At 41.2% G+C, this 25,296-nt stretch carries 27 protein-coding genes and 1 pseudogene; 9 read left to right on the top strand and 19 right to left on the bottom strand.

Annotated features, from left to right (window positions below; translation table 11 throughout):
* Nucleotides 1–74: 74 nt before the first annotated feature.
* The 12 genes from ACZ8ZH_RS11905 to ACZ8ZH_RS11960 form a co-directional block, all read right to left on the bottom strand.
* The gene (locus ACZ8ZH_RS11905; protein WP_119063503.1) at nucleotides 75–1,043 is read right to left on the bottom strand and encodes a 2-hydroxyacid dehydrogenase; all 969 of its coding nucleotides are present in this window, start codon (nucleotides 1,041–1,043) and stop codon (nucleotides 75–77) included.
* Nucleotides 1,044–1,045: 2 nt separating this feature from the next.
* On the bottom strand, nucleotides 1,046–1,420 hold the full coding sequence (locus tag ACZ8ZH_RS11910) for a hypothetical protein (protein ID WP_470247736.1): 375 nt from the start codon (nucleotides 1,418–1,420) through the stop codon (nucleotides 1,046–1,048).
* Nucleotides 1,421–1,487: 67 nt separating this feature from the next.
* Nucleotides 1,488–1,712 carry a hypothetical protein gene (locus ACZ8ZH_RS11915; RefSeq protein WP_470247737.1) on the bottom strand — a complete coding sequence of 75 codons (225 nt, stop codon included), beginning with the start codon at nucleotides 1,710–1,712 and terminating at the stop codon, nucleotides 1,488–1,490.
* A 122-nt stretch (nucleotides 1,713–1,834) separates the two neighbouring features.
* Complete coding sequence (locus ACZ8ZH_RS11920) at nucleotides 1,835–3,721, bottom strand: M48 family metalloprotease (RefSeq protein ID WP_213033317.1); 1,887 nt, start codon at nucleotides 3,719–3,721, stop codon at nucleotides 1,835–1,837.
* 87 nt (nucleotides 3,722–3,808) lie between these two features.
* Nucleotides 3,809–5,344 carry an amidophosphoribosyltransferase gene (gene purF / locus ACZ8ZH_RS11925; protein WP_086208390.1) on the bottom strand — a complete coding sequence of 512 codons (1,536 nt, stop codon included), beginning with the start codon at nucleotides 5,342–5,344 and terminating at the stop codon, nucleotides 3,809–3,811.
* Nucleotides 5,345–5,368: 24 nt separating this feature from the next.
* Nucleotides 5,369–5,953, bottom strand: a complete 585-nt coding sequence (locus ACZ8ZH_RS11930; RefSeq protein ID WP_086208391.1) for a CvpA family protein — start codon at nucleotides 5,951–5,953, stop codon at nucleotides 5,369–5,371.
* Complete coding sequence (locus ACZ8ZH_RS11935; RefSeq protein ID WP_086208392.1) at nucleotides 5,950–6,960, bottom strand: quinone-dependent dihydroorotate dehydrogenase; 1,011 nt, start codon at nucleotides 6,958–6,960, stop codon at nucleotides 5,950–5,952. Before ACZ8ZH_RS11935 ends, ACZ8ZH_RS11930 begins: the two co-directional genes overlap by 4 nt.
* 90 nt (nucleotides 6,961–7,050) lie before the next feature.
* A complete protein-coding gene (gene gspM / locus ACZ8ZH_RS11940) occupies nucleotides 7,051–7,530 on the bottom strand; it encodes a type II secretion system protein GspM (protein ID WP_086208393.1) in 480 nt (159 codons plus the stop codon).
* A complete protein-coding gene (gene gspL, locus ACZ8ZH_RS11945) occupies nucleotides 7,530–8,669 on the bottom strand; it encodes a type II secretion system protein GspL (protein ID WP_086208394.1) in 1,140 nt (379 codons plus the stop codon). Before gspL ends, gspM begins: the two co-directional genes overlap by 1 nt.
* 29 nt (nucleotides 8,670–8,698) lie before the next feature.
* Nucleotides 8,699–9,154 carry a SixA phosphatase family protein gene (locus ACZ8ZH_RS11950; RefSeq protein ID WP_470247738.1) on the bottom strand — a complete coding sequence of 152 codons (456 nt, stop codon included), beginning with the start codon at nucleotides 9,152–9,154 and terminating at the stop codon, nucleotides 8,699–8,701.
* A gap of 102 nt (nucleotides 9,155–9,256) precedes the next feature.
* Nucleotides 9,257–10,330, bottom strand: a complete 1,074-nt coding sequence (locus ACZ8ZH_RS11955) for an NAD(P)H-dependent glycerol-3-phosphate dehydrogenase (RefSeq protein WP_119063506.1) — start codon at nucleotides 10,328–10,330, stop codon at nucleotides 9,257–9,259.
* Between the two features lie 23 nt (nucleotides 10,331–10,353).
* On the bottom strand, nucleotides 10,354–10,929 hold the full coding sequence (locus tag ACZ8ZH_RS11960; RefSeq protein WP_086208397.1) for a nitroreductase family protein: 576 nt from the start codon (nucleotides 10,927–10,929) through the stop codon (nucleotides 10,354–10,356).
* 236 nt (nucleotides 10,930–11,165) lie between these two features.
* Here ACZ8ZH_RS11960 and ACZ8ZH_RS11965 point away from each other — a divergent pair, with 236 nt between their 5' ends.
* Complete coding sequence (locus ACZ8ZH_RS11965) at nucleotides 11,166–11,546, top strand: hypothetical protein (RefSeq protein ID WP_119063507.1); 381 nt, start codon at nucleotides 11,166–11,168, stop codon at nucleotides 11,544–11,546.
* Between the two features lie 60 nt (nucleotides 11,547–11,606).
* Here ACZ8ZH_RS11965 and rhlB read toward each other — a convergent pair whose 3' ends face one another.
* Together rhlB and ACZ8ZH_RS11975 are read right to left on the bottom strand one after the other, a co-directional pair.
* The gene (rhlB, locus tag ACZ8ZH_RS11970; RefSeq protein WP_110975280.1) at nucleotides 11,607–12,758 is read right to left on the bottom strand and encodes an ATP-dependent RNA helicase RhlB; all 1,152 of its coding nucleotides are present in this window, start codon (nucleotides 12,756–12,758) and stop codon (nucleotides 11,607–11,609) included.
* A gap of 98 nt (nucleotides 12,759–12,856) precedes the next feature.
* Nucleotides 12,857–13,069 (bottom strand): cold-shock protein, encoded by a 213-nt coding sequence (locus tag ACZ8ZH_RS11975; protein WP_004648643.1) that lies wholly within the window; start codon nucleotides 13,067–13,069, stop codon nucleotides 12,857–12,859.
* A gap of 391 nt (nucleotides 13,070–13,460) precedes the next feature.
* Between ACZ8ZH_RS11975 and ACZ8ZH_RS11980 the strand changes: the two genes are divergently transcribed.
* From ACZ8ZH_RS11980 to ACZ8ZH_RS12005, 6 genes are all read left to right on the top strand, one after another.
* A complete protein-coding gene (locus ACZ8ZH_RS11980; protein ID WP_119063508.1) occupies nucleotides 13,461–13,694 on the top strand; it encodes a sulfurtransferase TusA family protein in 234 nt (77 codons plus the stop codon).
* Nucleotides 13,695–13,835: 141 nt separating this feature from the next.
* Nucleotides 13,836–14,705 (top strand): RNA polymerase sigma factor RpoH, encoded by an 870-nt coding sequence (rpoH, locus tag ACZ8ZH_RS11985; RefSeq protein ID WP_086208401.1) that lies wholly within the window; start codon nucleotides 13,836–13,838, stop codon nucleotides 14,703–14,705.
* A gap of 130 nt (nucleotides 14,706–14,835) precedes the next feature.
* Nucleotides 14,836–15,201, top strand: a complete 366-nt coding sequence (locus tag ACZ8ZH_RS11990) for a DUF423 domain-containing protein (protein WP_004982244.1) — start codon at nucleotides 14,836–14,838, stop codon at nucleotides 15,199–15,201.
* 19 nt (nucleotides 15,202–15,220) lie between these two features.
* The gene (gene thiS / locus ACZ8ZH_RS11995) at nucleotides 15,221–15,418 is read left to right on the top strand and encodes a sulfur carrier protein ThiS (RefSeq protein WP_078388931.1); all 198 of its coding nucleotides are present in this window, start codon (nucleotides 15,221–15,223) and stop codon (nucleotides 15,416–15,418) included.
* A 12-nt stretch (nucleotides 15,419–15,430) separates the two neighbouring features.
* A complete protein-coding gene (locus ACZ8ZH_RS12000; protein ID WP_004696243.1) occupies nucleotides 15,431–16,216 on the top strand; it encodes a thiazole synthase in 786 nt (261 codons plus the stop codon).
* 179 nt (nucleotides 16,217–16,395) lie between these two features.
* Nucleotides 16,396–17,127, top strand: coding sequence for a hypothetical protein (locus ACZ8ZH_RS12005; protein WP_119063509.1), 732 nt, complete (start codon nucleotides 16,396–16,398; stop codon nucleotides 17,125–17,127).
* 40 nt (nucleotides 17,128–17,167) lie between these two features.
* Here ACZ8ZH_RS12005 and ACZ8ZH_RS12010 read toward each other — a convergent pair whose 3' ends face one another.
* The 3 genes from ACZ8ZH_RS12010 to ACZ8ZH_RS12020 all read right to left on the bottom strand — a co-directional run bounded on the left by ACZ8ZH_RS12010 (nucleotide 17,168) and on the right by ACZ8ZH_RS12020 (nucleotide 18,843).
* A complete protein-coding gene (locus tag ACZ8ZH_RS12010) occupies nucleotides 17,168–17,479 on the bottom strand; it encodes a putative quinol monooxygenase (protein WP_119063510.1) in 312 nt (103 codons plus the stop codon).
* 15 nt (nucleotides 17,480–17,494) lie between these two features.
* On the bottom strand, nucleotides 17,495–18,076 hold the full coding sequence (locus tag ACZ8ZH_RS12015) for an NAD(P)H-dependent oxidoreductase (protein WP_086208403.1): 582 nt from the start codon (nucleotides 18,074–18,076) through the stop codon (nucleotides 17,495–17,497).
* A 155-nt stretch (nucleotides 18,077–18,231) separates the two neighbouring features.
* Nucleotides 18,232–18,843 carry a glutathione binding-like protein gene (locus ACZ8ZH_RS12020; protein ID WP_078388936.1) on the bottom strand — a complete coding sequence of 204 codons (612 nt, stop codon included), beginning with the start codon at nucleotides 18,841–18,843 and terminating at the stop codon, nucleotides 18,232–18,234.
* A 219-nt stretch (nucleotides 18,844–19,062) separates the two neighbouring features.
* On the opposite strand from ACZ8ZH_RS12020, the gene ACZ8ZH_RS12025 reads away from it, so the two are divergent.
* Complete coding sequence (locus ACZ8ZH_RS12025) at nucleotides 19,063–20,505, top strand: SulP family inorganic anion transporter (protein WP_119063511.1); 1,443 nt, start codon at nucleotides 19,063–19,065, stop codon at nucleotides 20,503–20,505.
* A 67-nt stretch (nucleotides 20,506–20,572) separates the two neighbouring features.
* Here ACZ8ZH_RS12025 and ACZ8ZH_RS12030 read toward each other — a convergent pair whose 3' ends face one another.
* Complete coding sequence (locus ACZ8ZH_RS12030) at nucleotides 20,573–23,029, bottom strand: ExeM/NucH family extracellular endonuclease (RefSeq protein ID WP_470247933.1); 2,457 nt, start codon at nucleotides 23,027–23,029, stop codon at nucleotides 20,573–20,575.
* A gap of 192 nt (nucleotides 23,030–23,221) precedes the next feature.
* Between ACZ8ZH_RS12030 and trmB the strand changes: the two genes are divergently transcribed.
* Entirely contained in the window at nucleotides 23,222–23,938 is a 717-nt protein-coding gene (gene trmB, locus ACZ8ZH_RS12035) for a tRNA (guanosine(46)-N7)-methyltransferase TrmB (RefSeq protein ID WP_119063583.1), read from the top strand.
* A gap of 315 nt (nucleotides 23,939–24,253) precedes the next feature.
* Here the strand turns inward: trmB and ACZ8ZH_RS12040 are convergent.
* A pseudogene (locus tag ACZ8ZH_RS12040) lies at nucleotides 24,254–25,176 on the bottom strand (IS5 family transposase).
* Nucleotides 25,177–25,296 lie beyond the last annotated feature (120 nt).

Here is a 25,296-nt window from a genome sequence, read left to right on the forward strand (position 1 = left end):
AACTTTATTTAAAGGAATAAAATCACTATAACATTGATAATTGAATGAAAATGCAATGAAGTGTTATCAATTTTTTATTTAAATTCAGGGTTCACCAGATATTGTGGCTGATCTCCATCCAAAGCCTTTACTAAGTTTTGATACGCCAATTCTGCCATCTTTTTACGAGTTACTTCTGTTGCAGAGCCAATATGTGGCAAAGTGACGACATTCGGTAATTGAAACAGACCAGAATCTTGCAAAGGCTCTTTATCATAGACATCCAGACCTGCTGCAAAAATTTGCTTTTGTTCTAATGCTTGAATCAGTGCTTGCTCATCCACCACTGCACCGCGAGAAACATTGACAAAAACCGCATGCGGTTTCATTTTCTCAAAGGCTTTAGCATCAATCAAATGCTTGGTATGTGCATTCAAATCAACGGCTACCACCACAAAGTCAGACTGCGCCAGCAGCTCATCCAACCCACAGAAACGCGCATTTAAGGCTTGGGCTAATTCTAATTTTTCATGACGACCATGATATAAAATATTCATGTTAAAACCATGAAAACCTCGACGTGCTATCGCAGCACCAATATTCCCCAAGCCAATAATCCCCAAGTTTTGTCCAAAAATTTCTTGACCAAACTGTGCTTGACCTACGGTTCTTAGCCATTGTCCAGTTTTGGTCCATTGATCTAAATAGGGCACTTGACGCGCTGCACTCATCAATAGAGTAAAAGCCAAATCTGCTGTCGCATTGGTTAACACATGTGGCGTATGGCTCAGCCAAACTTTTGCTTGATTAAGATAGCTCAAGTCATAGTTATCATAACCAACACTGACACTAGATATAATTTTGAGCTGTTTCGCAGTTTCTAGGTTATTTTGATTGAGTACGCGCCCTGCGCCAATCATGCCATCCGCATCCGCAACTTGCTCACGGATCTGCATATTAACATCACCCTCTTTCGGATTGATGACCACCACGTGATAACGCTGCTTTAGGCGCTCCAATACTTCTGTATCAATTTGACTAAAAACAACGACTTTTTGCTTCATATCTATTCCGTATTGGGTTGTTTTACTCGCATCATTTGCCACAGCGCTTTTTTCAACAAAGACTGATCCAGCATTTCTTGCAAACTTGCTACTTGTGTGAATTTTACACCATTAGCATTTGGTATGGCACCCAGTGCAATGACTGTCTTACCCTGACTTAAGCCATCAAAGAAACCTTGGATATAACTTTGCACGCCACGCCCATCTTGTAAATTAAGCAAAGGGAATGGCCAATTCAACGCATACTTTTGCGCAGGTAAAGCTTGTACGATATTTTGCCAAAGTTGTTGCTGCTCGGCACTCAATGAAGAAGCATCTATGACCAAAGCACAATGCGCCAAGGTAATCGCCTGCAACTGAAAAGCATCAACATGCATTGTCTCTCGGACAATCTCTTCTTTGAGCGCTGTAACAACTTCTTGTTGGATCGGCTGTGTTACAATTTCAGCGAGATGGCGTTGGATGCGGATTCTCTTTTTGAATCAGCGGACGTTCAATGGTTATTTCTGCATTGGGTTGAACCTGAGGCACAATAATTTCAGAAATACGTTCCGCACTGTTTTGATCTCTCCAAATCGAAGGTGCAACATTTTGTTGAGACGGCAGTGATCGCGGAACCCATAAATCAATTCCTAAACCTGCCAAAACCTCACGCTGATGCCCGATCATCTTTTCACTTCACCTACCGATCAATGCTTATTCTAACGACAAATGCCCAGAGATGCTTTGCTTTTCACACGGTATTGCATACTCAATAGGCAAATACTGCCCCCCCATAAGTCTCCAATCTACTAAACAATCATCAAGCGGTTTTTCTTCTGCATTTGCTCAACGATCTCTTCACTATCAAAACCAAGACGCCAATAGAGCAACTCCAAAACATCTTGCTCATCTTGAGTAATGATGCGGTCATTCCACAAACAAATTTCAGCCACCCCCAAGATGCTTAAACGATCTCGGAGTAGAAGCCCAGCCATATCATTTAAAATTTCTGCCAAATCAATCGGCTCATCTGAAATTTCTGCATATTGCTCCAACTCTTGAAGGGTCAGAACCCGACGTAAAATTTTCTCACGTACTTCCAACTGTGTTTCACTATTGATTTGCTGTACATGCAACAGCGCATCAATCAAGCGCACAATCTGCGGTTTAACTTCATCCAGTGCGGCTGGCGTATGCACAGGCAATAGATTCAATTCAAATTTAACCCGTTCTAGCAACAAAGCATCCAAAAGACCGATTTCCCCATCCTCCTGAATAATTCTCGCCAGTTTCAGTAAAAACTGACGTGCAATCGTGGCAGGCATTCCCCCAATATTTAGACAGGCCTCATGGAAAATAGAAATGTGCACACGTCCATCAAGATTTAATAGTGAGTCAACAATGGCACGACTGACTTCCGCTTCAGCAGGGATAAATTCACGAAACTGGCGAATCATGAGAATCGCGACCATTAATTCTCGCGAACCTGTTGCAGTCTGTAACGCACGCTGAATCAACTCTGGACGTTCAATATGTGCACGCACTTCAGGGTTCAATGGTTTAATCGCATCTTTAATCGCAAAACTAATGGGGGATAGTCGTAGCAAAGGTAAAGGTTGTGGGGACGTCCACGGTGCTTGAAAGTCAGTATATTGCTCCTCTAAGGACCGAAACAAGCCAAACAAAGGACGATTACGTAATTTCTCTAAATTTTCGAGTTGTATATCTTGTACCAAATTCGGATTCATTTCATAAATACGCTCTTCAATACTTGGATGAATATTCATCCAGCTCTGAGCGCTTAAAGAGTTAGCAAAACACATATGTGCAATCGACTCCGAATATTCACTATGAATTTGCGAGCCTGCATGATGCACATAAATCCGCATTAGTGTTTGAATATTGGCATCGTTTTGCATCAGGCGGCGCGTTTTCATGTCATTTTTTAGAGTTCGCCCGCCCAAGGTTAAAAACTTGATACAACGTGTGACCAATACACCTAAACTGCCCACCAACCAAATTACACCACCTGTTGCAACAAATGTCGTCTCAAAACCTTGTGACTTTTTATGATGAGTTGAAAAGCCCAATTTAGCAATTTTACTGCCCCACTGACTAAAGGTGGTTAAGGCACTATATAGAATTTTCAGACGTGTATTTTCTGCTGTTTCACCTGATAGAATTTGGTTAAATTCATGATTTAACAGACCAGTCAGCTCAAGCTCATCGAGGTTTTGTAAGGCACCCCATGTTATAATAATTGCAATATTTTTCGGCTCAAAACCCGCAGTCAATGCATTGACCCCTACTTCATCAGGCAAAACATAGATCGCAGGGGTTTCTATTAAAAAAGTATCTGCTAATTTTTCAGTAATTTTCAGCGCAATACTTTCTTCAGGTGTGCTTTCAATCAAACTTAAACGTCGTGCACGCAGTTGCTTTGCTAAGCTATGTCCCCCTGAGCGAAACACATACAATTCATAAACAACTGAATAGCCCATTATGAGGAGCAATACACCAATTAAGTAAACACTCAAGCTGTGCCAAAAAATGCTTTGGCTCGGGTCAAAGTAAAAAACGAGAAGACCAACCACCGTATTTAAAATAAACAATGACAAGAGCACTGCAAGCATACAAATACTCGCAGACCACAACATATTTTTATTCTTTATGATTGAATAACTTACACCTTTCAATGTAAATCCCTTTTCTTACATTGCCTAATCAAATCCATCATAAATGAAAAAAGCGGGAAACTCCCGCTTTTCTCCACGCTAAATCGCTTAGACTTCTTTTACACCCGTCAAATCAACAGAAGCTGCATCAATATTGACGTCAATATAACTGTCTTTTTTCTTCGATGTTTCGCGACGTTTCGCTTGTAATTCATTTAAATATGCTTCATCAATACCGCCTGCAACATATTTACCATCAAATACAGAGCAATCAAACTCTTTCAAATCAGGCACTTTACTGGTACGCACAGCCGCTTTTAAGTCTTCCAAATCTTGGAAAATCAAACGATCAGCACCAATAATTTCACGAATTTCTTCCACACTGCGATCTGATGCAATGAGCTCATCTTTCGCAGGCATATCAATACCATAGACGTTTGGATATTTCACCATTGGTGCAGCAGAAGCAAAGAAAACTTTTTTCGCACCCGCATCACGTGCCATTTGGATAATTTCGTTACACGTAGTACCACGTACAATTGAGTCATCTACCAACAGTACATTTTTACCTTGGAACTCTAGTTCAACAGGGTTGAGCTTTTGACGCACTGATTTTTTACGTAGTTGCTGACCTGGCATAATAAAGGTACGGCCAATATAACGGTTCTTCATAAAGCCTTCGCGGAACTTCACGCCTAACATATTTGCAAGTTCAAGCGCTGAAGTACGTGAAGTATCAGGAATTGGAATCACCACATCAATGTCATGCTCTTCACTCCACTCCGTCAGGATTTTCTGAGCAAGTTTTTCGCCCATTTTTAAACGTGCTTTGTAGACTGAAATACCATCAATGATTGCATCTGGACGCGCAAAGTACACGTATTCAAAAATACATGGACGATATTCAGGCGCTTCAGCACATTGCTTAGTAAACATCTGACCTTTCGAGTCGATAAAGATCGCTTCACCTGGGGCAATATCACGCTCAACCTTAAAGCCAAGTGCCGTAATAGCAACTGATTCAGATGCAATGATGTATTCCATCCCAGCATCAGTTTCCCGCGAGCCATAAATGAGTGGACGAATACCATTTGGATCACGAAAACCCACTAAACCGTGGCCTGTAAGCATCGCAACTACAGCATAACCACCTTTACAACGCTGATGTACTTTGCTGACTACGTGGAAAATATCGTCCGCCGTAGGCATCAATTTACCGCGTTTTTGTAGCTCGTGTGCAAACACGTTTAACAGCACTTCCGAGTCTGAATCTGTATTCATATGACGTAAGTCTGTTTTGAACAGATCATCATGAATTTCTTCAGCATTGGTTAAGTTACCATTATGCGCTAACGTGATCCCATAAGGTGAGTTCACATAGAAAGGCTGCGCTTCAGCGCTGCTCGATGAACCCGCCGTAGGATAACGTACATGGCCAATACCGTAATTACCTTGTAATGCACGCATATGGCGAGTATGGAACACATCGCGAACCATGCCATTGTCTTTACGTAAAAATAAACGACCTTCGTGGCAGGTTACTATCCCAGCTGCATCTTGCCCACGATGTTGTAACATCGTTAATGCATCAAACAACATTTGGTTAACAGCTGATTTACCAGCTATACCAACTACTCCACACATAGCAACCTCGCAGACAAGCTAGGATTAATAAAAAGGATTATTTGTTGACTCACCCTGCCCCTCAGCATTTTTCGAGGAAATTTTAGGTGAAGAATCTGAAGATACATGTGCATCTTCAGACTTGATATGTGACATAGCCTCATTGGCCGCTTCTTTTGAAAGCTGCATCGCAAAAGGCGCGTAAGGCAAAAGTGTTTGTACAAACTTGGATTGTTTCCAATATGGAGACGTTTCTACCCAAGATCCCACACCTTGCATCGTAATCAGAACAATTAACAACCCTTTTAAAGAACCAAACGCACCACCGGCTAAACGATTCAAAGGTCCGAGTTTTAAGCTCTTTAAGATGTTGTTGAGTAATGCCGTGACGAACCACGTCAAAACCACAATAACCAATACAATAAATGCAAAAGCTGCAATTTTTTGAACCACTGGATCTTCACTGAGTGAGACCATCGAAGGTGCTAGGACAGTTGCAAATTTCGCACCTAAAATCAGTGCTAGAATCCATCCTATCAAGTTCGCAAAGGCTTTGACAAATCCTTGACGCAAACCGTTAAGCCCTCCAATGAGCAATATAATCAATATGAAGATATCAATGGCATTCATGTTGTTTTCAGTGCGGCGACGCAGTCTTGAATTAAAGTTGGCCCTGTATAGATGAGGCCACTATAAACTTGTACAAGGCTTGCACCTGCATTTTGTTTTGCAACAGCCTGCTCACCCGATAAAATTCCACCCACACCAATCAACGGAATTTGACCCTTCAAAGCATCAGCAAACGCTTTTAAACACGCTGTACTTTTTTCAAATACAGGTGCACCAGACAAACCACCTGCTTCATCACCAAACGGTAAGTTTTCCACACCCTCGCGTGATAAAGTCGTATTGGTCACGATCAGGCCATCAATTTTAAACTGAAGCAATTGTTTCGCAATAAACTGAATATCTTCCGCTTCCAAATCTGGAGCAACTTTAAGCACCAAAGGCACATAATGTTGTTGCTCTTCTGCGAGTTCCAGTTGACGTTTTTTCAATGTTTCTAATAGTTCTGTCAGCGCATCGCCGCTTTGTAGACTACGTAGGTTTTTAGTGTTTGGAGAGGAAATATTGACCGTAATATAAGAGGCATAGTTATAGACTTTTTCTAAACAAATCAAATAGTCATCTACTGCTTTTTCTACTGGAGTATCGGCATTTTTACCAATATTAATGCCCAGAACACCTTTAAATTTTGCTGCTTTGACATTTTCAATCAGTTGATCCACGCCATCATTGTTAAAACCCATACGGTTAATAATAGCTTTGGCTTGCGGAACACGGAACAAACGTGGCAAAGGATTCCCTGCCTGAGGACGTGGGGTAATGGTTCCAATCTCAATAAAACCAAAACCCAAACCTGCCAGTGCGTCAATATAAGCACCATTTTTATCTAGGCCAGCAGCTAAACCCACAGGATTAGGGAATTCGATGCCCATACATGTCACCGGTTTAGCCGCTATATTTTGACGCATTAAGCCAACTTTATGTGTCAATTTCAATAGCGATAATGTTAGCTCATGTGCACGCTCTGGTGCTAAAGTAAACAACAAAGGGCGGGCAAGAGAATACAACATATCTGCAAAAGTCTACTGCTTTTTAAGTCGCCATATTATAGGCATAGCCTAGCTAAAACACCATGCCTCGTCTGGCTTTATTTTTAGCGATTATTTCACGCTCGCCGATAATTTAATCTGCCCTGCATCTGAGACCAATTCCATCTTTTCAATACTTAAACCATTTTGTATTAACTGCGTCAGAAAATTGGCCAAAATCACATAGTTCTGATGGCTCACGACCAACTGAATTTGTTCAGCATTTTGCTGTGAAGTAACCGATAAGCCTTGCTGCTGGGCGATACGCTGGATTTGCTCCATCGGTGTTAATTGCCCATCAGAACTTGACTTCATGGTGACTGCATTGCTCTGCATCCATGTCATGGTTTCCTTGAGCTGATTCACGCGTTTTTGCTGTTTCTCTGCCGCAGCATGGGTATACCAAAGTGTAGCCCCTATCGAGCTCACCAAGACGAAAACGACCAAGAAGATAGCCAATATACGGTCGCGCGGTGTAAGACGGTCAAAATAAACACCGATTACCTCTAAACGCTGATCGAAAACTGTTTGTAAATTTTGCATGGCTTTCATTATTGTATTTTCACCATTCCAATGGCCCCACCCGTAGTCGGCTGGATATTGCCTAATTCAACCTGAAAACCTTGTTGGTTCAGTTGCTGAGTAAGTGCTTGCAAAGCGTCTGCCGAATTTGCCTTCAATTGCATATTCAAAGTATTCGCTTCATATACCACCTGATTGGCCACAATTTGCTGTTGCATCAATACAGGACCAACTCGACTAAGCAAAGATAAAGCTTGTGCATCAGCTTGTTTATTCATTTTTAGCTGGTATTCAAACTGACTTCGTAACGTTTGCTCGGTCACAGGATAATTCGCACCAAACCAATATTTAAATTGATCGACAGCTTGAACCGCAACTTGGTCTGCTATTTTTTTGTTTTGATACCAACGAGTTGTATCATAAGCGAGTTGCGTCACAATCAATGCAACCAAGACCGCAGCACAGGCTTTCCAGTAACCTCCTGAGCTGCTCTGCTCTTTAACTTTAGGTAACACATTCCACGGATGTTGCTTTGCTCTTGGCAAGGCAACCCACTCATAGTGAAAAGACTCTAGCTGCTCCTGTGTCACACGGGCACTTAGACTGTGCATGTGTGAAGCAGTAAAATTACAAATTTTATATTTTTGCTCAGGCGCTTGATAATCTAAGAACACCGAAAGATCATCAATCGAGCCACCCAACCATGTATTAGAACGAAATAACAAGCGTTCTTCAATACAGCCCAGTATAACCTGTTCTGCTGTCGGTTCTGGCAGAATCAAAAAGTCTGGTAATAGACTCACCAATTTCACAGGAATTAAGCTAAGTGCATGTTGCAATGTTTCTAAGCGATGATTTGCAATACCTAACACCGTTAACTGCTCAGGCGCTTGAAAGTGGTGTAGAACCTTCATCTGGTCAATTGAGCTCAGCACATATTCTTCGAGCAAATATCTCACCCCTTCAGCACCCAATTGTTTGTATTGAGCCTTAGGTATGTTTTGCTGAATCATTTGCACATCTCGACTTGGAAAGAAAACGGTTGCTTCCTCACCATGATGAGCTTGTATATCTTGGATCAATTGCTCAAGTGTATAAGCAGTTTGCCATCTTTCCCCTGTAGACCAGTGCCATGTTCCATCGGCTTCGGGCATCCAAATTTGCAACATGTATTATATTCTGCCGTTTGAATTATTTTTTATATACTAGGTATAAATGCTTTTGTTTGTGTCGACAAGCCCTCTGCAATGACTGCTTGCTCATAAATACGAACTTCTGCCAAAGCATAAGGGTTAAATGATTCTGTTACCCAAATAGATGCTATATGTGCCACCACATTCATATGACATACCACAACAATAGACTCATAGGGTAAATGTGACAACCACTCAACCGCAGCCTTAGCATCGTCATCGGGTTTAATAGTATTACACACCACGACAGGCACATCAGCAAAATGCTGTTTAATGTGCGCCAAGGTTTCCTGTGCTCGTAACAAAGGGCTCACGACAAATACATCTGGTTGAATACGTGACTTTAAAAAGTCACCAGTCTGTTCAGCTTGTGCATGCCCTCTTTCTGTCAATGGTCGCTTGCTATCATTCCCCATCATCGGTGGTGCAGCTTCACCATGACGAACTAAAGTCAGTTGCATAAAAAATCCTTATTCAAATCCTGATTATTTTAATTAATTTTTATGACAATACTGTCACTTTGGACATTCAACAGTCCATTTTATCAGCCTTTTTCTATCATTTTAAACTTCATGATGTGGTAAAACGAATTCCACATCACTTCGATGTCCATTTTTCATCAATGAAAGCGCAATTGTCATTGGCGGTGCATTTTCAAATATCACACTGTATAACGCGCTAGTAATCGGCATATACACATCCAACTCTTCGGAACGCGCTTTCACTTGCACAATGGTATTAATCCCTTCTGCCGTTTGTCCGAGTTCAGTGGTTGCCTGTTCCAAACTCTTGCCCTGCCCCAATGCAAACCCTACTTGATAATTGCGACTGAGTGGACTGCTGCAGGTTGCAAATAAATCCCCCACACCAGACAGGCCCAAGAAAGTGAGTGGGTTTGCCCCTAACTTGACAGCAAAACGGCTCATTTCAGCTAAAGCACGTGTCAAAATCATACTCTTGGTATTTTCACCGACTTTATAGGCTGCCGCCATACCCATTGCAACAGCATAAATATTTTTAAGCGCACCGCCCAGTTCGACCCCATGCACATCATCACTAGCAAAAACACGAAATAAAGCACTATGTAACGCTTGTTGCACTGCATATCGCACTAGCTCGGACTCGCTTGCAATCACTGTTCCGGCTGGTTGCCCCGCGACAATTTCCTTGGCCAAATTTGGACCAGACAATACCCCATAAGGCACTTCAGGTAACTCAGAACGAATAATATCACTCATAAAACTAAAGGTATTGGCTTCGATACCTTTGGTTAAAGACACCACCGCTTGCGAAGTAATAAACGGTTTGATTTGTTTGAGGACATCACGAAAAGAATGACTTGGAATCGCCACTAAAATAATGTCGCGATCACGAACCGCCTCTTCCATATTTGAAACTGCACGCAAACCATCTTCCAATTTAAAATCAGGCAAATAGCGCTTATTCACATGCGTCGCATTGATATCCGCCGCAACGGCTTCATCACGAATCCAAATCATGGTATCGCAACCATTACGAACAGCCGTATTTGCCATAGCAGTACCAAAACTACCACCGCCCAAAACCGTAATACGTAGTGCTGTTTTTTGATTCACTGCTACAGGTTCAACCAAATCTGAAAACTTTAACTCTGACATTATTTTTATATCCTAAAACGGAACTATTGATTCCAATAACTTACGTAATCTTGGGTTTGAATCTCAGCACGTGGAGGAATCGCTTTAAATGCTGTACCAATGTATAAAATACCTGAAATCAAATCATCTGCGGTGAGGCCTAAAGCCTTTTTTAAATATTCCGATTCCACCACTGCTCCACTACGCCACATACTTGAAAAGCCTTGCGCCTGTAATGACAAAATAAAGTTTTGAATCGCAGCACCACTACTTAAAGTCTGCTCAAAATAAGGGACTTTCGGGTGTTGTTGAAACTTGGTTAAAGCCAATACCAATAAAGGCGCACGAAAAGGATGATTTTTGACCCGATCCAACTGTGCCACTTCCGTTTCACCTAAATCTGCCAAGGCTTGTGACAAAAGCTCACCAAATGCCTCACGCTGATCTTCAGCGATTACAATAAAACGAGTCGGTTTTAAACGATGGTGGTCAGGTGCAGTCAAGGCAGCTTGAAAGGCCCGTTCTAATTGTTCCGCATTCGGTGCAGGTTCGACTAAATGTCCAAGCGATTGACGTTGATGCATATTTTGATGAACGATATCTACTTCGAGTTCCGTCATTGGGTGCTTAATCTTTCAAATTAAAAAATACGTTTTAGATTAGCATACTCTGAAAAGTTTGCTCTAGCGCTTCGTTATGAAATACCCATTTTCAGCAAAACTTATTTTTAAAATCCAAAAATCTTATAGAAATGTATCGAAAAGACCATATTTTTCGTACATTTCTTTCACCTTAGCTTCTAAAAGCTATGTTCAAATACAACCATTCATTTATTAAACACAACTGGGCTACAAAAATGAAAAAAAATATCGTTATGGCTGGAACAGCTGCTGTGATACTTCTTCTGAGTGCTTGTGCATCAACGCCAAGTAACTCTCTCGCTATACAAAAAGCAGATAATCAATACGAAGTTACAGGTATTGGTAAAACTGCATTGATTGCAAAAAACAACGCGATTGAAGCAGCAGCGAAAACTTGCGGTTCTAAAACAACGGCGATTGTGAGTGATGAAAAAACTGAATATCAAGGTGCTTTAAAAGGCGTAGTGAGTGACGAAACTGGAAAAATGATTCAAGCAGCCGCATCTGTACTAGGCTCTATTTCGGGTACAAATTCAGGCATTAACCAAGACAGTGACTATCAAACAGTCCTGACTTTTTCTTGTAAAGCAAAATAAAGATGCCATAAAAAAAACCGCTCATCTGAGCGGTTTTTTTATACCAATCACTTCAAACGATTAGCAATAGCCGTCTAAACGTGTCAAGGGAAGTTTTTGCCCAATGGCTTTTTCAATTTCTGGTAGATAGAACGCATCATCTTCAGATAAGAAACTGATACTCACACCACGCGTACCTGCGCGACCTGTACGACCAATACGGTGTACATAGTCATCCGACTGTTCAGGTAAAGTGAAATTCACCACATGCGATACACCATCTACATGGATACCACGACCCGCAACATCAGTTGCAATCATAATATTATGTTGACCATTTTTAAATTGATCTAACATTTTCAAACGTTTGTCTTGTGCAATTTCACCAGACAACATCACTACTTTATAGCCATCACGCTTTAAGTTGTCATACAGCTTACGCACTTGATCACGGCGATTGGCGAAAATCATGACTTTTTCAATGGGCTCATCGCGCAGAATGTCTTGTAGTAATTTATATTTATCAGATTTTGCGACCATGTACACACGTTGCTCAACATCGGCATTGGTTTTCTTTTCTGGCTCAATTTCAACTGTTACAGGTTCAAACAACCATTGCTGTGCAAGGTTTAAAACATCGTAACTAAACGTTGCAGAGAACATCAAAGTCTGACGTTGTTCCTTGCGCGGGGAGAAACGGACAATACGTTTGACTGAAGGAATAAAGCCCATATCCAATAAGCGATCGGCTTCATCAATAACCAAAAACTCAATTTGGTCGAGCCAGACTTCTTTTTGCTCAACAAAGTCAATCAGACGACCAGGAGTTGCAACCATAATATCGACTGGTTTTTTATCAAGTTGTGCTTTTTGTTTATCAAAATCAACACCACCCAACAAAGTCACGACATTTAAATCGGAGAATTTCGTGAGTTCTTTGGCATCACTTTCAATTTGTAGTGCAAGCTCTCGCGTAGGTGCCAAAATTAAAGCACGTGGTTCACCACGATAACGTTGGCCTTGAATCGGGTTATTTAGCAAATCGTTAATTACGCTCACTAAAAATGCAGCCGTCTTCCCTGTTCCTGTTTGTGCACGACCAATTGCATCATGTCCTGCCAAAGTGAATTTTAAAACCTTTTGCTGAATAGGCGTCATATCCTTAAAACCTAAAGCATCAATGGCTTGTTTCAGTTGAGGATGTAAATTTAAGGTTTCAAAACCTGATGACATATATGTGCGCTCTGACGGAAAATCACGAAAATCGAATCGTATTATAAACAAAAAACGCCCCAATTTACATTGGGGCGTTTTTAAGTACTATCAGACGATTAGTCTAAAGGTTGTACTTCTTCAGCTTGGAAGCCTTTTTGACCTTTTACAACGCTGAATTCAACGCGTTGGCCGTCACGAAGTGAACGGTGGCCGTCGCCTTGGATAGCACGGAAGTGAACGAATACATCGTCACCGCCATTGCGTTGGATAAAGCCGAAGCCTTTAGTGTCGTTGAACCATTTAACTACGCCTTGTTCACGAGCTGTCATAAGTTAATCCTCATTGTATTTAAAAGAAGGACCACCCGGTGTTGCAAACAGCAGACCAAACAAGGTTTAAAAATATTTATTATTTCTAAGCTTGTAATCATTCTGTATAACTATTAACAAAATCCCGGTTACATCCATTTGTAAAATAGGCGTTAAAACAATTTATAGTTGTATTAAATCCCAGTACGCGACGAGCTTAACATGGGTTAAAAACAATTCATACCCTTTTTTTGATTAATCGTCTTTTTTAATTCAGCATATTTTTTAACTAGTTATTTGTAATTTTTGATATAGCGACTATCGGCCTATAAAATATGAAATAGTTGGGTTTTGGCACTGAATTTGCTAATATTTCTATCCGCCTAAATGTTGTAAAACTTAGCCTAACTATATGAGTAATATTGAACAAAATATCAACATTATTGATGCAATCGGACAGCCTTGCCCTATGCCTCTGTTGTTGCTTAAACGCGCACTCAAAAAGAGCACTCATCAACATTTGCTGCTAAAATCGTCTGATCCACACAGTCAAGCCGATGTTACACGGTATTGCGAAATCCATCATTTATCTTGCGTTTTGAAACAAATTAATGCGCATGAATTTCACTACTTCATTGAATCTTAATTCTTTTCGATTACACTAACTGTATTCACATTTTGCATAAAAGTTTACATTTCTATACCCAATTTTCCATTATTCGCTGGAAGTTTGGATTAAGATAAAACTCAATGAGTGGGTAAAAATGAAAATCCCTAAGGAGAACACATGAGTGACAGCAGCAATCAATTGATGCCCCTGTCATTATCAGCACCAGGTGTAAACTTGGGTGCTTATATTAGTACTGTCAACCAAATCCCGATTTTGACAGCGGAACAAGAAAAAGAGCTAGCTGAACGCTACTATTATGACCAAGACCTCGATGCAGCCAAACTTCTAGTCATGTCGCATTTGCGTTTTGTGGTTCATATTGCCCGCAGTTATGCAGGCTATGGCTTACCTCAAGGTGACCTTATTCAAGAAGGTAACTTGGGCTTAATGAAAGCCGTTAAACGTTTCGACCCGAACATGGGCGTACGCTTGGTCTCTTTTGCAGTACACTGGATTAAAGCCGAAATTCACGAATATGTGATCCGTAACTGGCGTATTGTCAAAATTGCGACCACCAAGGCACAGCGTAAACTGTTTTTTAATTTACGTAGTCTGAAAAAATCGTCTAAGAAGTTGACTTTACAAGAAGCTCAATCCATTGCAAATGATCTGAATGTCACACCAGAACAGGTGTTAGAAATGGAAGGTCGTTTGACTGCCTATGATGCGGCATTTGAAGCTCAAGGGGAGGATGACGATGAAGGATCAACTCACGTTGCACCCGCTTTGTATCTTGAAGACAACCGTTATGATCCTGCTCGTTTAGCAGAAGAGGACGACTACGAAGAACAAAGCACCAATGCCCTGCATGATGCCATGGAACAGCTTGATGACCGTTCTCGAAATATTTTACAGCGTCGTTGGTTAGATGATGAAAAATCGACCTTACACGAACTGGCTGCTGAATATAATGTTTCAGCAGAACGTATTCGTCAGTTAGAAAAAAATGCCATGGAAAAAATTAAAGTGGCAATGTCATCGAACTAAGTTGATATAGATATAGAAAAGGGCGAAATGCCCTTTTCTTTTTTGTAAATAAATGAGGCTTTTTGTCTTTTAACCTGTCTTCAAAATATGCTACTTTGTTGCGCACAGTGATATAAGTAAAGCATTGCCTATGTGGATTGCGATTTCAGCGCTAAATTTAGCGTTTGCCGTTATATTAGGTGCCTTTGGCGCACATGGTCTCAAAGCACGTGCTACTGAAGCTCAATTGGCTTGGTGGCAAACGGCAACTGATTATTTTTTTTATCATGCGCTTGGTTTACTGGCGCTTGGCATTTTGGCCAAAGTCATCCCGCAACTTCCCATCAAAACCAGCTTTTTACTGATCCAAGTCGGCATCTTCTTTTTCTGTGGTTCCCTGTATGTCATGGCATTGGGCTTACCGCGTGGCCTAGGTGCAATTACCCCGATTGGTGGCGCATTGATGATTGCAGGTTGGTTGGTTCTGGCATGGAATGCCATGAAATATGCCAAGTAAACAACTAGAGATGAGCACAATGCAGATTTATTTAAACGGCGAACTACAGCATACCGAATGTAAAACCCTGCTTGAGCTGGTGCAAACCTTTGCACTTGAAGGCAAACGTTTTGCTGTTGAGCAAAATGAAAACATTATTAGTAAAAGTAAATTGGAACACACCCCAATTTGTGCAATGGATCGAATTGAAATTATTCATGCCGTCGGTGGCGGTTAATACGGAGTTCACATGCAAGACAGCCCTCTCATCATTGGTTCTAGATCATTTCAATCTCGTCTACTGGTGGGCACAGGTAAATATAAGGACCTGCAAGAAACCGATTTGGCCATTCAAGCCAGTGGCGCAGAAATCGTGACTGTTGCAATTCGTCGCGTCAATATTGGTCAGCATCCCGATCAACCAAACCTATTGTCCGTGGTCCCACCTGAAAAATACACGATTCTCCCGAATACAGCAGGCTGTTTTGATGCCAATAGTGCCGTGCGTACCTGTATGTTAGCGCGTGAGTTATTAGACGGTCATAACTTGGTCAAGCTTGAAGTATTGGGCGATGAAAAAACGCTGTATCCAAACATTACCGAAACATTGAAAGCGGCACGTACCTTGATTGACGATGGTTTTGAAATCATGGTCTATACTTCAGATGACCCAATTGTGGCGCAAGAGCTTGAAAGCATGGGCTGTGTTGCCATCATGCCTTTAGGCAGTTTGATTGGTTCGGGTCTAGGGATTTTAAATCCACACACGATTTCTATCATTAAAGAAAATGCCAAAGTTCCTGTGTTGGTGGATGCAGGTGTTGGAACGGCAAGCGATGCAGCCATTGCCATGGAACTCGGCTGTGATGGCGTGTTGATGAATACTGCGATTGCTGCCGCTCAACAGCCAATTTTAATGGCTTCTGCAATGAAAAAAGCAGTTGAAGCGGGTCGAGAAGCATTTCTCGCAGGCCGTATGCCTCGCAAACGTATGGCCAATGCAAGCTCACCAGAAACGGGTTATTTTTTTAAATAATCTATTGATCTGTGTTAAGTAATCAAAAAGGATTCTTCGGAGTCCTTTTTGATTTATTTCAACATAAAGTCAGTATTTTATGCTGACTTAGCTTGTAGGGACATTCCGTCGTACTCTTTGATACACTCAATAATATCCATCTTCAAACATCTATAACCATATAAAAATGAGAGGAAACGATGCCCATACAAAAATGGATCAGACCAACACTCATACTCAATACCTTATTTTTCATAACACTCGCAAGCAATGCTTGGGCCAAAGCAGAGGAAAAACCGACTCTCAAAACGAGCTACCAAGCTTTTGTGCCAAAAAACTGGAAGGTTTTAGAAAAAGTCCAAGGCGATTTAAACCAAGATGGTCAAGCGGACATTGCCCTGATTATTGAAGATACTAATCCTGAACATATCGTTAAAAATGATCGCTTAGGCAGTAATCTCCTCAATATCAATGAACGAAAGCTTTTGGTTTTATTGAAGCATACTCAGGGTTTTCAACTTGCAGCGAGTAATAGCACTTTGCCGACGGAAGGCGACCTAGAGTCCCCTTGCCTCGCAGATCCACTCGGTGAAACTGAAGCGTTAAGCATTCAAAAAGGCGTGCTCAAAGTTCATCTGCACTACTGGTTAAGCTGTGGTTCGTGGTATGTGACCAATCACACATATACCTTTCGCTACCAAGACCGTGCATTTAAACTGATTGGTTATGATGTCGATGATTTCCACCGTGCATCAGGCGACATCACGGCGCGAAGTATCAACTTTATGACAGGCAAAGTAAAAAATACGACAGGTGAAAATGAATTTGCTGAAACTACACAACCTGTCAAAGTTCAATGGTCAACCCTCAAACAGCGTTATGCACTGAAACTCGAACAGGTTCAGTTCAATGAACCACTTGAGTTTAAATAGATAGAGCGAAGAAAAGCTTTATCAAACTCATATGCATCGCTTATTGCGCTTCTAAAATACGAATTTGCACCTGAGCAACTGCACCTTCGGTTGCTTGAGCATGTTGCTGCATATTAACACTGTGCATATGTGTTTCTAAATGCTGCATGCTTTCCCATTTTTCATACATCATGATTGAAAACGGTACTTTGGTCTGTAATGCACTCTCAACAGTAGGATGATCAATATGCACGTCATAACGATGACAACCAGGCTCTTGTAACACCTGCTCACGAATGTTGTTGAATGAATCAAGAACCGTTTTAAAATCTTGCTCTGAATGACAAATAATTTCAGCTATTACAGTTAACATCGTTGCCTCTCCGAATTAAGCAAAAACTTGCGTCAAATGGTTACGGTACTGTGCCATATAGGCTTCAACTTCGGGTGCTTTAATCACATCATTCACAATAAACGTCGGTAAGGTTTGCATTCCTAAGAACTGATTGGCTTTGTGAAAAGGTAAATAAACCCCGTCGACCCCAACCCCATGAAAAAATTGTTCAGTATCGTTAAATGCATCCATCGGTGCATTCCATGTCAACGACAGCATATAGTTTTTATCGTGAATCAGACCGCCTGAACCATATTTTTTTGAAGCATCTGCACGTGAGCGACCATCATTGGCATACAGACTACCGTGCCCTTCGGTAAAGACATCATCAATATACTTTTTCACAGTCCACGGCGCACCCATCCACCAACCTGGCATTTGGTAAATCACGGTGTCTGCCCACAGAAATTTTTCCACTTCAACTTTTGCATCATATTCGCTATCGGCACGGGTCACTTGAACCTGATGCCCTAAACCTGACAAGACCTCTTGTGCAAGTTCAGTCAAGGTATCGTTTAACTGGCCATTCGAGTGTGCAAAGGTTTTTGCACCGTTAATTAATAAAATATTTTTCATTGGAAGAGCCCAAAAGCCAAAATCTATGTAGGCACTATAGAGACTCTGTTCAGCGCTAAAAAGTAGTGAATCTGCAAAATATTATTGACTAAATATCAACAATAAATTTTAAAGTAGAAAAAAGCGCCTTTCGGCGCTTCTTCAATGCATCAAAATTAAGGAATTAGACCTTCATCTCGCATTGCAATTTGTACTGACTGACGTTCAGCCACTTTATTACGGATAAAGATAATATTTTTATACGGTGATAAATCATGTTCGATGCCATTTGACCAATTGGTGAGGACAAATAAATATGCATCCGCAGGGCCAAAATTATCATCGACCAAATAGTCATGATCCGACTCACCAATTTGTTTGTCAATATAACTGAGTAAACGATCAATCTCTGCATAGGCTTTTTCTTTGGCAGCAGCATCTAATGGCGCACCGAAGAAAACGGCATAAGCATCGTGCAATTCAGAGTTTAAATAACCTAGCCATTCTAAAACTTTGGCACGCCCTAAGCCTGATGGCGGAATAAGATCTTGTTTTGGATCATGTTGTGCTAAAAATGGCAAAATGGCTACATTTTCAGTCAGAATCAAACCTGGATTAATTTCTAAAGCGGGTACATATCCTTTTGGATTAATTTCGTAATAATCAGCACCTTTTTCTGTTTTATGTGTTTTTAAATCTACTCGGACTAAATCAAAGTCAACATTAATTTCATTGAGGATAATGTGCGCCGCAAGCGAGCACGCACCCGGTGCATAATAAAGCTTCATATCTGATCCTTGTTATAACTCTATTCTCTGTTTTAAATGGCTTCTAACAAACTTTCAAGTGATCAAAACCTGTAAATTGCAAAAAAGCGTAAACGAAAAATCATTCGTTCGCCTATTGAATATTGTCTAATTCACATTTTTTTTCAAGTACAACAACACTGCAATTTGCAACAGAGTTGTTTTAACATAGCCCCCTTGACCCTAAAATGAATTTGATCTGTGATTAGCCTTAAAAAAGATGAATGGTTTTCTAACATTCGTACCGATGTTCTTGCTGGTTTAGTGGTAGGACTTGCTCTAATTCCCGAATCTATTGCTTTTTCAGCAATTGCAGGTGTAGACCCTCAAGTCGGACTGTATGCCTCCTTTTGTATCGCAGTGAGCATTGCTTTTTTTGGCGGTCGTCCAGCCATGATTTCAGCTGCTACAGGCGCGATGGCTCTACTCATGATCACGCTGGTCAAAGAGCATGGCCTACAGTATTTACTGGCGGCAACTATACTCACTGGTGTCATTCAGATCATTGCGGGTTATTTTAAAGTCGCCAAACTGATGCGTTTTGTGTCGCAGTCAGTGGTGTATGGGTTTTTAAATGCACTGGCAATTTTAATCTTCATGGCCCAGCTTCCAGAACTCAGCCAAATGAATCACTGGGGCTATGCATTTGTTGCACTTGGCCTCGCTGTGATTTATCTGTTTCCCTATCTGCCTAAAGTGGGGAAAAGCATTCCCTCACCGCTTATTTGTATTCTTGTCCTGACCGCTTTGGCGCTGTTTTTCGGCACGGATATGCGTATGGTCAGTGACTTAGGTCATTTCCCCGATACTTTACCTATTTTTCTTCTGCCTGATATTCCACTGACCTTTGAAACGCTACAAATTATCTTTCCTTACGCCATCACATTAGCGACCGTCGGTTTGCTTGAAAGCATGATGACCACTACAGTAGTGAATGAAGTCACAGGCACTGAAGGTGACCGTCATCAAGAATGTCGCGGACAAGGTATGGCAAATATTGTGAGCGGTTTTATGGGCGGTATGGCAGGTTGTGCCATGATTGGACAGTCTGTGATTAATGTCAGCTCAGGTGCGCGTACTCGACTTTCAACCTTAGTGGCTGGTGTGTTTTTACTGTGTTTGGTGGTGTTTTTTAAAGACTGGCTGTCTTATATTCCAATGGCGGCATTGGTTGCCATTATGATCATGGTGGCATTTACAACCTTTCAATGGGACTCGGTTAAAAACATCGCTAAACACCCATTACAAAGTAATATGGTCATGTTGAGTGTCGTGATCATTGTCTTAGCCACACATAATCTTGCCTTGGGTGTCTTTGTCGGAGTTTTACTGTCCGCATTATTTTTCATCAACAAACTGGAAAGTACAGTCCATGTTCAATCTGAACTGCATAACCATACCCGTCGCTATGTAGTGAGCGGTCAAATTTTCTTTAGCAGCTCAGAGAAATTCTTTCAGTTTTTTGACTTTAACGAACATATTCAGAAGGTTGAAATTGAACTCAGCCATGCACATATTTGGGATATGACTTCAGTCCAAATGTTAAATGCTGTGGTTGAAAAGTTTGCAGCCCGCGGTGTAGTGGTCGAGGTGTTAGGCTTAAATGAAGCCAGCAGCACCCTCATTGACCGCATCAGCTCATAAAACTGAAACCCTAGATAATAATAATAAAAGGGCGATAACGCCCTTTTATTATTATCCATAAAGAGAGTTAAGGCTGATTCTTGCGGCGTCTTAGACTGCCATATAAGGCCAAACTGATTAACCCTAATGCAGACCACAGCCCTGTACTTCCCGCACTGGTTTTATCATCCTCATTAGCCACTGCATCGTTTAAGTCTAAATCCACAATCACAGGATCATGGTCAGAAGAGCGGTAAGCATCGTCTGCATAGAATGCAGCAATTTGCTCCTCAGTTTTATATTCTTCGTTATAGTCTAGTGCCGTCGGTTCATCCGCATTGATATGCCATGCAAATGCTTTTTTCACCAAAGGATAAAGTGTTGCATCGGCAATCGCATGGTCTAAATTGCCTGCGCCACCATAACCTTGGGCATTACTGGCTACACCGAAGACATAGCTATAGGCTGCTTTCCCCTGACCAATTTTTTCATCATTCAACAAGACTTTATAGTTGGCTTGTTCAAGCGCCAAAATTGGGTCTTCTTTGGCATAACTATTCATATCCCCCAACAGTAAGACATTTGGTTTACTCACCTGCGTTGGATTTTTTGCGACCCATTGCATTAACGCTTGCACTGCTTTAACGCGGGTTGGATTCCAGCATCCTTGACCATCGCCCTGATCTGCCTCTATCGAAGTTTTATCATCTGGACAGCTACCTTTAGACTTCAAATGGTTGGGAATAACTGTAAAAGTTTTCCCACCTGATAGGGCTTGAAAGGTTTGTGCCATCGTGACACGATTTTTCTGACTCTGATCATCAAAGACCGCTGCGACATTGATTGGTTTGACCCGCTTAGCATTATAAATAATAGCAACAGCAATCGCATCGGTTCCGAGTTTGTCAGCATTTGGAGGTGTTACATATTTCCAATCGCTGCCTAGCGCTTGGGCTAAATATGCAACTGCACTACGCTCGCCATAACCATTGTTGGCAATTTCCATCAGACCATAAACATCTGCATCAATCGCTTTTAATGCACTGACAATTTTCTGATGTTGCTTTTTAAACTCAGCCTCAGAACTTGCACCACGTTCCGTCGGAAAACCTTGCGCCAAACCATTGTCATAATTCAGTACGTTAAATGCTGCAACACGAACTTGTTGTGTAGCCTTTGCTGGAACGCTCGTAAGTGGGTTTTGCGCGTCTAAGACTTGCGGCGCTGTTGCATCAAGCACAGGTTGAATTCGCCATTGGTTATAACGGTATTCTAAAATGCCTTGTACATTTTGCAGTTGTGCACCTGTACGTAGGGTGTTTTTAGCACTAAAAGAAGTTGGCAACCACGGCGTTCTGTTCTGATTGTTGTAACCATCATCCAAAATCAGTTTAGAACGTAAATTTTGTTGTGCAAGCGCTTTGGCTTCCGTTGAGTTGGCAGGATATAAATTGGTTGGAATATATAAACGCGCAGGGCTTAAAGCCAACTGACCATAACGCCCATAGTCATAGTTTTCACTGACCGTTAGAGTTTGAGGAATATTGACCAACATACCCTGATAACGTTTTGGTGCGTGGCCTGACACTTCAGTCAAATTATCAAAGGGCAAATTGATCGCCATTGGCTTAACCAAATCATGCGCCGAAGGATTACATACGTTAATATCGCTGCTTAAATCTTGAAGCTGCAGTTGGTTTTGATAGGTTTTCAGTTTGCCTTTAAAAATGACTTCCTGCCCGACTTGCCCACCTGTCACGCTACTTGAAGAGGGAACATAGACAAACACCGCGTTGCTGGTATTGGCTTGGGCTTGAGCATCTGGGGTTTGGATAAAGAAACCTGAGAAACCATTGTTATAACGATAATCTGCCGTGATTACGCCTTTCACTACATATTCCACATCTTGCGCTGCACTTTGCAATGTCGCAATTGGGGTCGCTGTCGTACTACAGCTCAGGGTGGTCAATGGCGGTGCCACTGTATTTCCAGCAAGATAACTGGAAAATGCATTTCGGTCTGACCATTTTTCCCATGCCGATGCCAAATCAAACGGTGCGGTAACGTCAATCCCTGCACTGGAAACATGATTACTTAATAGTGTGCGTTTAAAACTATTCGCTGTTGCAACACTACCCCATCCAGTGCTTGGTCTTTCACCCACTGTACCAAAGCGGTCAATCGCAATGCCATTATGATAAAGCACCAAAGCATCATCACCATTGAAAGCTAAGTTCGCCTGCTGTTGTACCGCATCGCCCAGCGCTTCTTTTAAAGCAGAATGCCCGACCAGATAATACCCCTTTGCTGCCAATTGCCCAGACAAACTCACTGTCAAATTTGCATTGGTACTGCCATTTGCGAACTGCTTGATCTGATATTCTGCCAAATTGACCGTCGTCGGATCTGGATTATAAATTTCTAATCCTTTCTTATTTGAAGTGCCATCTACATACTGACTAAATAATAGTTGTGCATACGCGGGAAAAGAACAACCTGCCAAAATCAGGCTCAGGCTTAATATCTGTGGCTTAAAATTTTTCATCATTTTTTATCAGTTGGTTAAATCGTATGGCAGGTTAATTTTTATTCGTTACATCATGATTAATAAATGATGACAATTTTTAGGCTAATCAAAATAGAGCGTGCTGAATTTGATAAATTCTGAGTAAAAAATTTGACTTGTCCTGCTCAGGACTTACAATACCGCTTTCGAATTTCTACATCTGCCAAAATTATGACGAATGATCAATTAGACCAGCAAGTCGTCGAGCTAGACAACTTAAATGAACACCGCGAAATTGTGACATTTATGCGTCGTTCATCTCCGCTGAACACCTCGCAACGCACTGCGCTTGAACAATATGGTCACATGATTTTGGAATACCCTGTAGGTGACTTACGCCAACAGTTTGAACATCCAGAACGTCCGCTCACAGTTGAAATTGGCTTTGGTATGGGACGTTCATTGGTCTTGATGGCGCAGGCCAACCCTGAACGTAACTATGTCGGCATTGAAGTGCATGTTCCGGGGATCGCACAATGTGTGTATGAAGCTGGAATTGCAGGTTTAACCAATCTTCGTCTTTTAGATGCAGATGCCATTCAAGTATTACGTGAAATGCCAGACAACAGCATCAACGCTGTGCAACTCTACTTCCCAGACCCATGGCAGAAAAAACGCCACTTCAAACGTCGTTTCGTTTCCCATGACCGTATGCCACTGGTTGAGCAAAAGTTGGAAATGGGTGGAACATTCCACGCAGCGACAGACTGGGAACCGTATGCAGAGTGGATGATTGATGTACTTGATAACCGTCCAGATCTTGAAAATATGGCTGGTAAAGGCAACAGCTACCCGCGTCCAGACTGGCGTCCACAAACTAAATTTGAACGTCGTGGACTCGAAGAAGGCCATAAGATCAACGACTTCTTATTTAAGAAAATAAATTAAATAAACCATATTATCCTACCAAATCCAACCTCGTCTTTAAAATAATTTTATAGCATTAAATATATGATATTTAATGCTATATTATTATCCAATGGTATCTAAACAATTCTGACCAATGCTATATTTTTTAGTCTCAAAAAAGTATCAAGAAAAAATAATTTCTTGAATTAGTCTCGAGGAATATCAAAAGACATATCCCCTAAAGAAGAAAATGCACTACAAACAGAATCAATTTTTTTCAAAGACTATGGCGAAAGATATGTCACTGATGTTGTAGCAAAAGATTATTAATCTACATCAACTTTAAGGTACAACTTAAATGTGAGGTCGGCCTAATTCAGTAAATTTATTTAAGACTGCCACACGTGCACGAATCTCGTTAATTTGACTGTCAAAATTCCTAGTACTTACTGAGTTTATTGCCTAATAACTTGATGCAATACATCTTAGTTTCACCCAACTTCGCCAATGATATCTAGACCACTTTTTCCAAAGGGCTCCGCCTAGACGCTTAACTTTTTTAATAACTCATTCCCCTCTATGGATCCCACGTTCTTATCTTTCCATGGCTTTGCATACTTTCTTGATGGAATCACCGCATGCGTTTGTCGATCCACAATGACTTGACGGCATCTTTTTGTGTCATAAGCTCCATCGGTATAGACAGAGTCTATTCGTTCATCAAGTGGAATCTGACCAAGTAAATCATCGAGTACCTATGAATCACTGACATTATTCGTTGTAAGCTGAACTGTCCGTATTTACAGTGTTTCAGCATCTATACCAATATAGAGTTTACGCCATTGTCAACGATATTCAGGCTGATGCTTCTTTCGTTTCCATTCACCTTCACCCAAAAACTTTAAACCAGTTAAATCTACGAGTAGATGTATCCCAATGCTACATTTTTGGTAGTTAATCGCAATATCAATATGTTTTTGCCTTATGTAAAGCTTCGTGTAGTCTGGCGCTGTCCAATCTAATCTGGCAAGTGTAATTAGGCTTTGAACAAAACCTGTAACCATGCGTAAAGAGAGTCGAAATAGGGATTTGATCATCAGATAACATTGAATCGCTGCATCAAAATAGGTTTGATTTCGTCCATGTTTAGGCTGTGGTTGAGCGTACCATTGAGTCGTAGGATCAAACCAAATAGAGATATTCCCTCTATTTATTAGTGCTTGGTTGTACGAGGGCCAATTAGTTGTGAGATAAATTTTAGGTGCTAGCTTTTTGATTCGGAAATTATATTGTTTAAATAAGCCTTCAAAAATAGTTTTGTGCAACAAAGCCACTCTCACTCATTTTTAAAAATGTCCAAACGAAAAACCTGACTTAGCCAGTTGCTGCATCAGGTT

The sequence above is a fragment of the Acinetobacter sp. SW-226 genome, from assembly GCF_055632855.1.

Coding starts and splice junctions, on each gene's coding strand:
- gspM (WP_086208393.1), bottom strand. CDS start 7,530: ATGAAAGCCATGCAAAATTTACAAACAGTTTTCGATCAGCGTTTAGAG.
- ACZ8ZH_RS11915 (WP_470247737.1), bottom strand. CDS start 1,712: ATGATCGGGCATCAGCGTGAGGTTTTGGCAGGTTTAGGAATTGATTTA.
- ACZ8ZH_RS11965 (WP_119063507.1), top strand. CDS start 11,166: ATGAAAAAAAATATCGTTATGGCTGGAACAGCTGCTGTGATACTTCTT.
- ACZ8ZH_RS12000 (WP_004696243.1), top strand. CDS start 15,431: ATGCAAGACAGCCCTCTCATCATTGGTTCTAGATCATTTCAATCTCGT.
- gspL (WP_086208394.1), bottom strand. CDS start 8,669: ATGTTGCAAATTTGGATGCCCGAAGCCGATGGAACATGGCACTGGTCT.
- ACZ8ZH_RS11930 (WP_086208391.1), bottom strand. CDS start 5,953: ATGAATGCCATTGATATCTTCATATTGATTATATTGCTCATTGGAGGG.
- purF (WP_086208390.1), bottom strand. CDS start 5,344: ATGTGTGGAGTAGTTGGTATAGCTGGTAAATCAGCTGTTAACCAAATG.
- ACZ8ZH_RS12030 (WP_470247933.1), bottom strand. CDS start 23,029: ATGAAAAATTTTAAGCCACAGATATTAAGCCTGAGCCTGATTTTGGCA.
- ACZ8ZH_RS11950 (WP_470247738.1), bottom strand. CDS start 9,154: ATGCAACTGACTTTAGTTCGTCATGGTGAAGCTGCACCACCGATGATG.
- ACZ8ZH_RS11980 (WP_119063508.1), top strand. CDS start 13,461: ATGAGTAATATTGAACAAAATATCAACATTATTGATGCAATCGGACAG.
- ACZ8ZH_RS12015 (WP_086208403.1), bottom strand. CDS start 18,076: ATGAAAAATATTTTATTAATTAACGGTGCAAAAACCTTTGCACACTCG.
- ACZ8ZH_RS11960 (WP_086208397.1), bottom strand. CDS start 10,929: ATGACGGAACTCGAAGTAGATATCGTTCATCAAAATATGCATCAACGT.
- ACZ8ZH_RS12010 (WP_119063510.1), bottom strand. CDS start 17,479: ATGTTAACTGTAATAGCTGAAATTATTTGTCATTCAGAGCAAGATTTT.
- ACZ8ZH_RS11910 (WP_470247736.1), bottom strand. CDS start 1,420: ATGCATGTTGATGCTTTTCAGTTGCAGGCGATTACCTTGGCGCATTGT.
- rpoH (WP_086208401.1), top strand. CDS start 13,836: ATGAGTGACAGCAGCAATCAATTGATGCCCCTGTCATTATCAGCACCA.
- ACZ8ZH_RS11975 (WP_004648643.1), bottom strand. CDS start 13,069: ATGACAGCTCGTGAACAAGGCGTAGTTAAATGGTTCAACGACACTAAA.
- ACZ8ZH_RS12020 (WP_078388936.1), bottom strand. CDS start 18,843: ATGAAGCTTTATTATGCACCGGGTGCGTGCTCGCTTGCGGCGCACATT.
- ACZ8ZH_RS11990 (WP_004982244.1), top strand. CDS start 14,836: ATGTGGATTGCGATTTCAGCGCTAAATTTAGCGTTTGCCGTTATATTA.
- ACZ8ZH_RS12005 (WP_119063509.1), top strand. CDS start 16,396: ATGCCCATACAAAAATGGATCAGACCAACACTCATACTCAATACCTTA.
- ACZ8ZH_RS11935 (WP_086208392.1), bottom strand. CDS start 6,960: ATGTTGTATTCTCTTGCCCGCCCTTTGTTGTTTACTTTAGCACCAGAG.
- ACZ8ZH_RS11905 (WP_119063503.1), bottom strand. CDS start 1,043: ATGAAGCAAAAAGTCGTTGTTTTTAGTCAAATTGATACAGAAGTATTG.
- thiS (WP_078388931.1), top strand. CDS start 15,221: ATGCAGATTTATTTAAACGGCGAACTACAGCATACCGAATGTAAAACC.
- rhlB (WP_110975280.1), bottom strand. CDS start 12,758: ATGTCATCAGGTTTTGAAACCTTAAATTTACATCCTCAACTGAAACAA.
- trmB (WP_119063583.1), top strand. CDS start 23,222: ATGACGAATGATCAATTAGACCAGCAAGTCGTCGAGCTAGACAACTTA.
- ACZ8ZH_RS11955 (WP_119063506.1), bottom strand. CDS start 10,330: ATGTCAGAGTTAAAGTTTTCAGATTTGGTTGAACCTGTAGCAGTGAAT.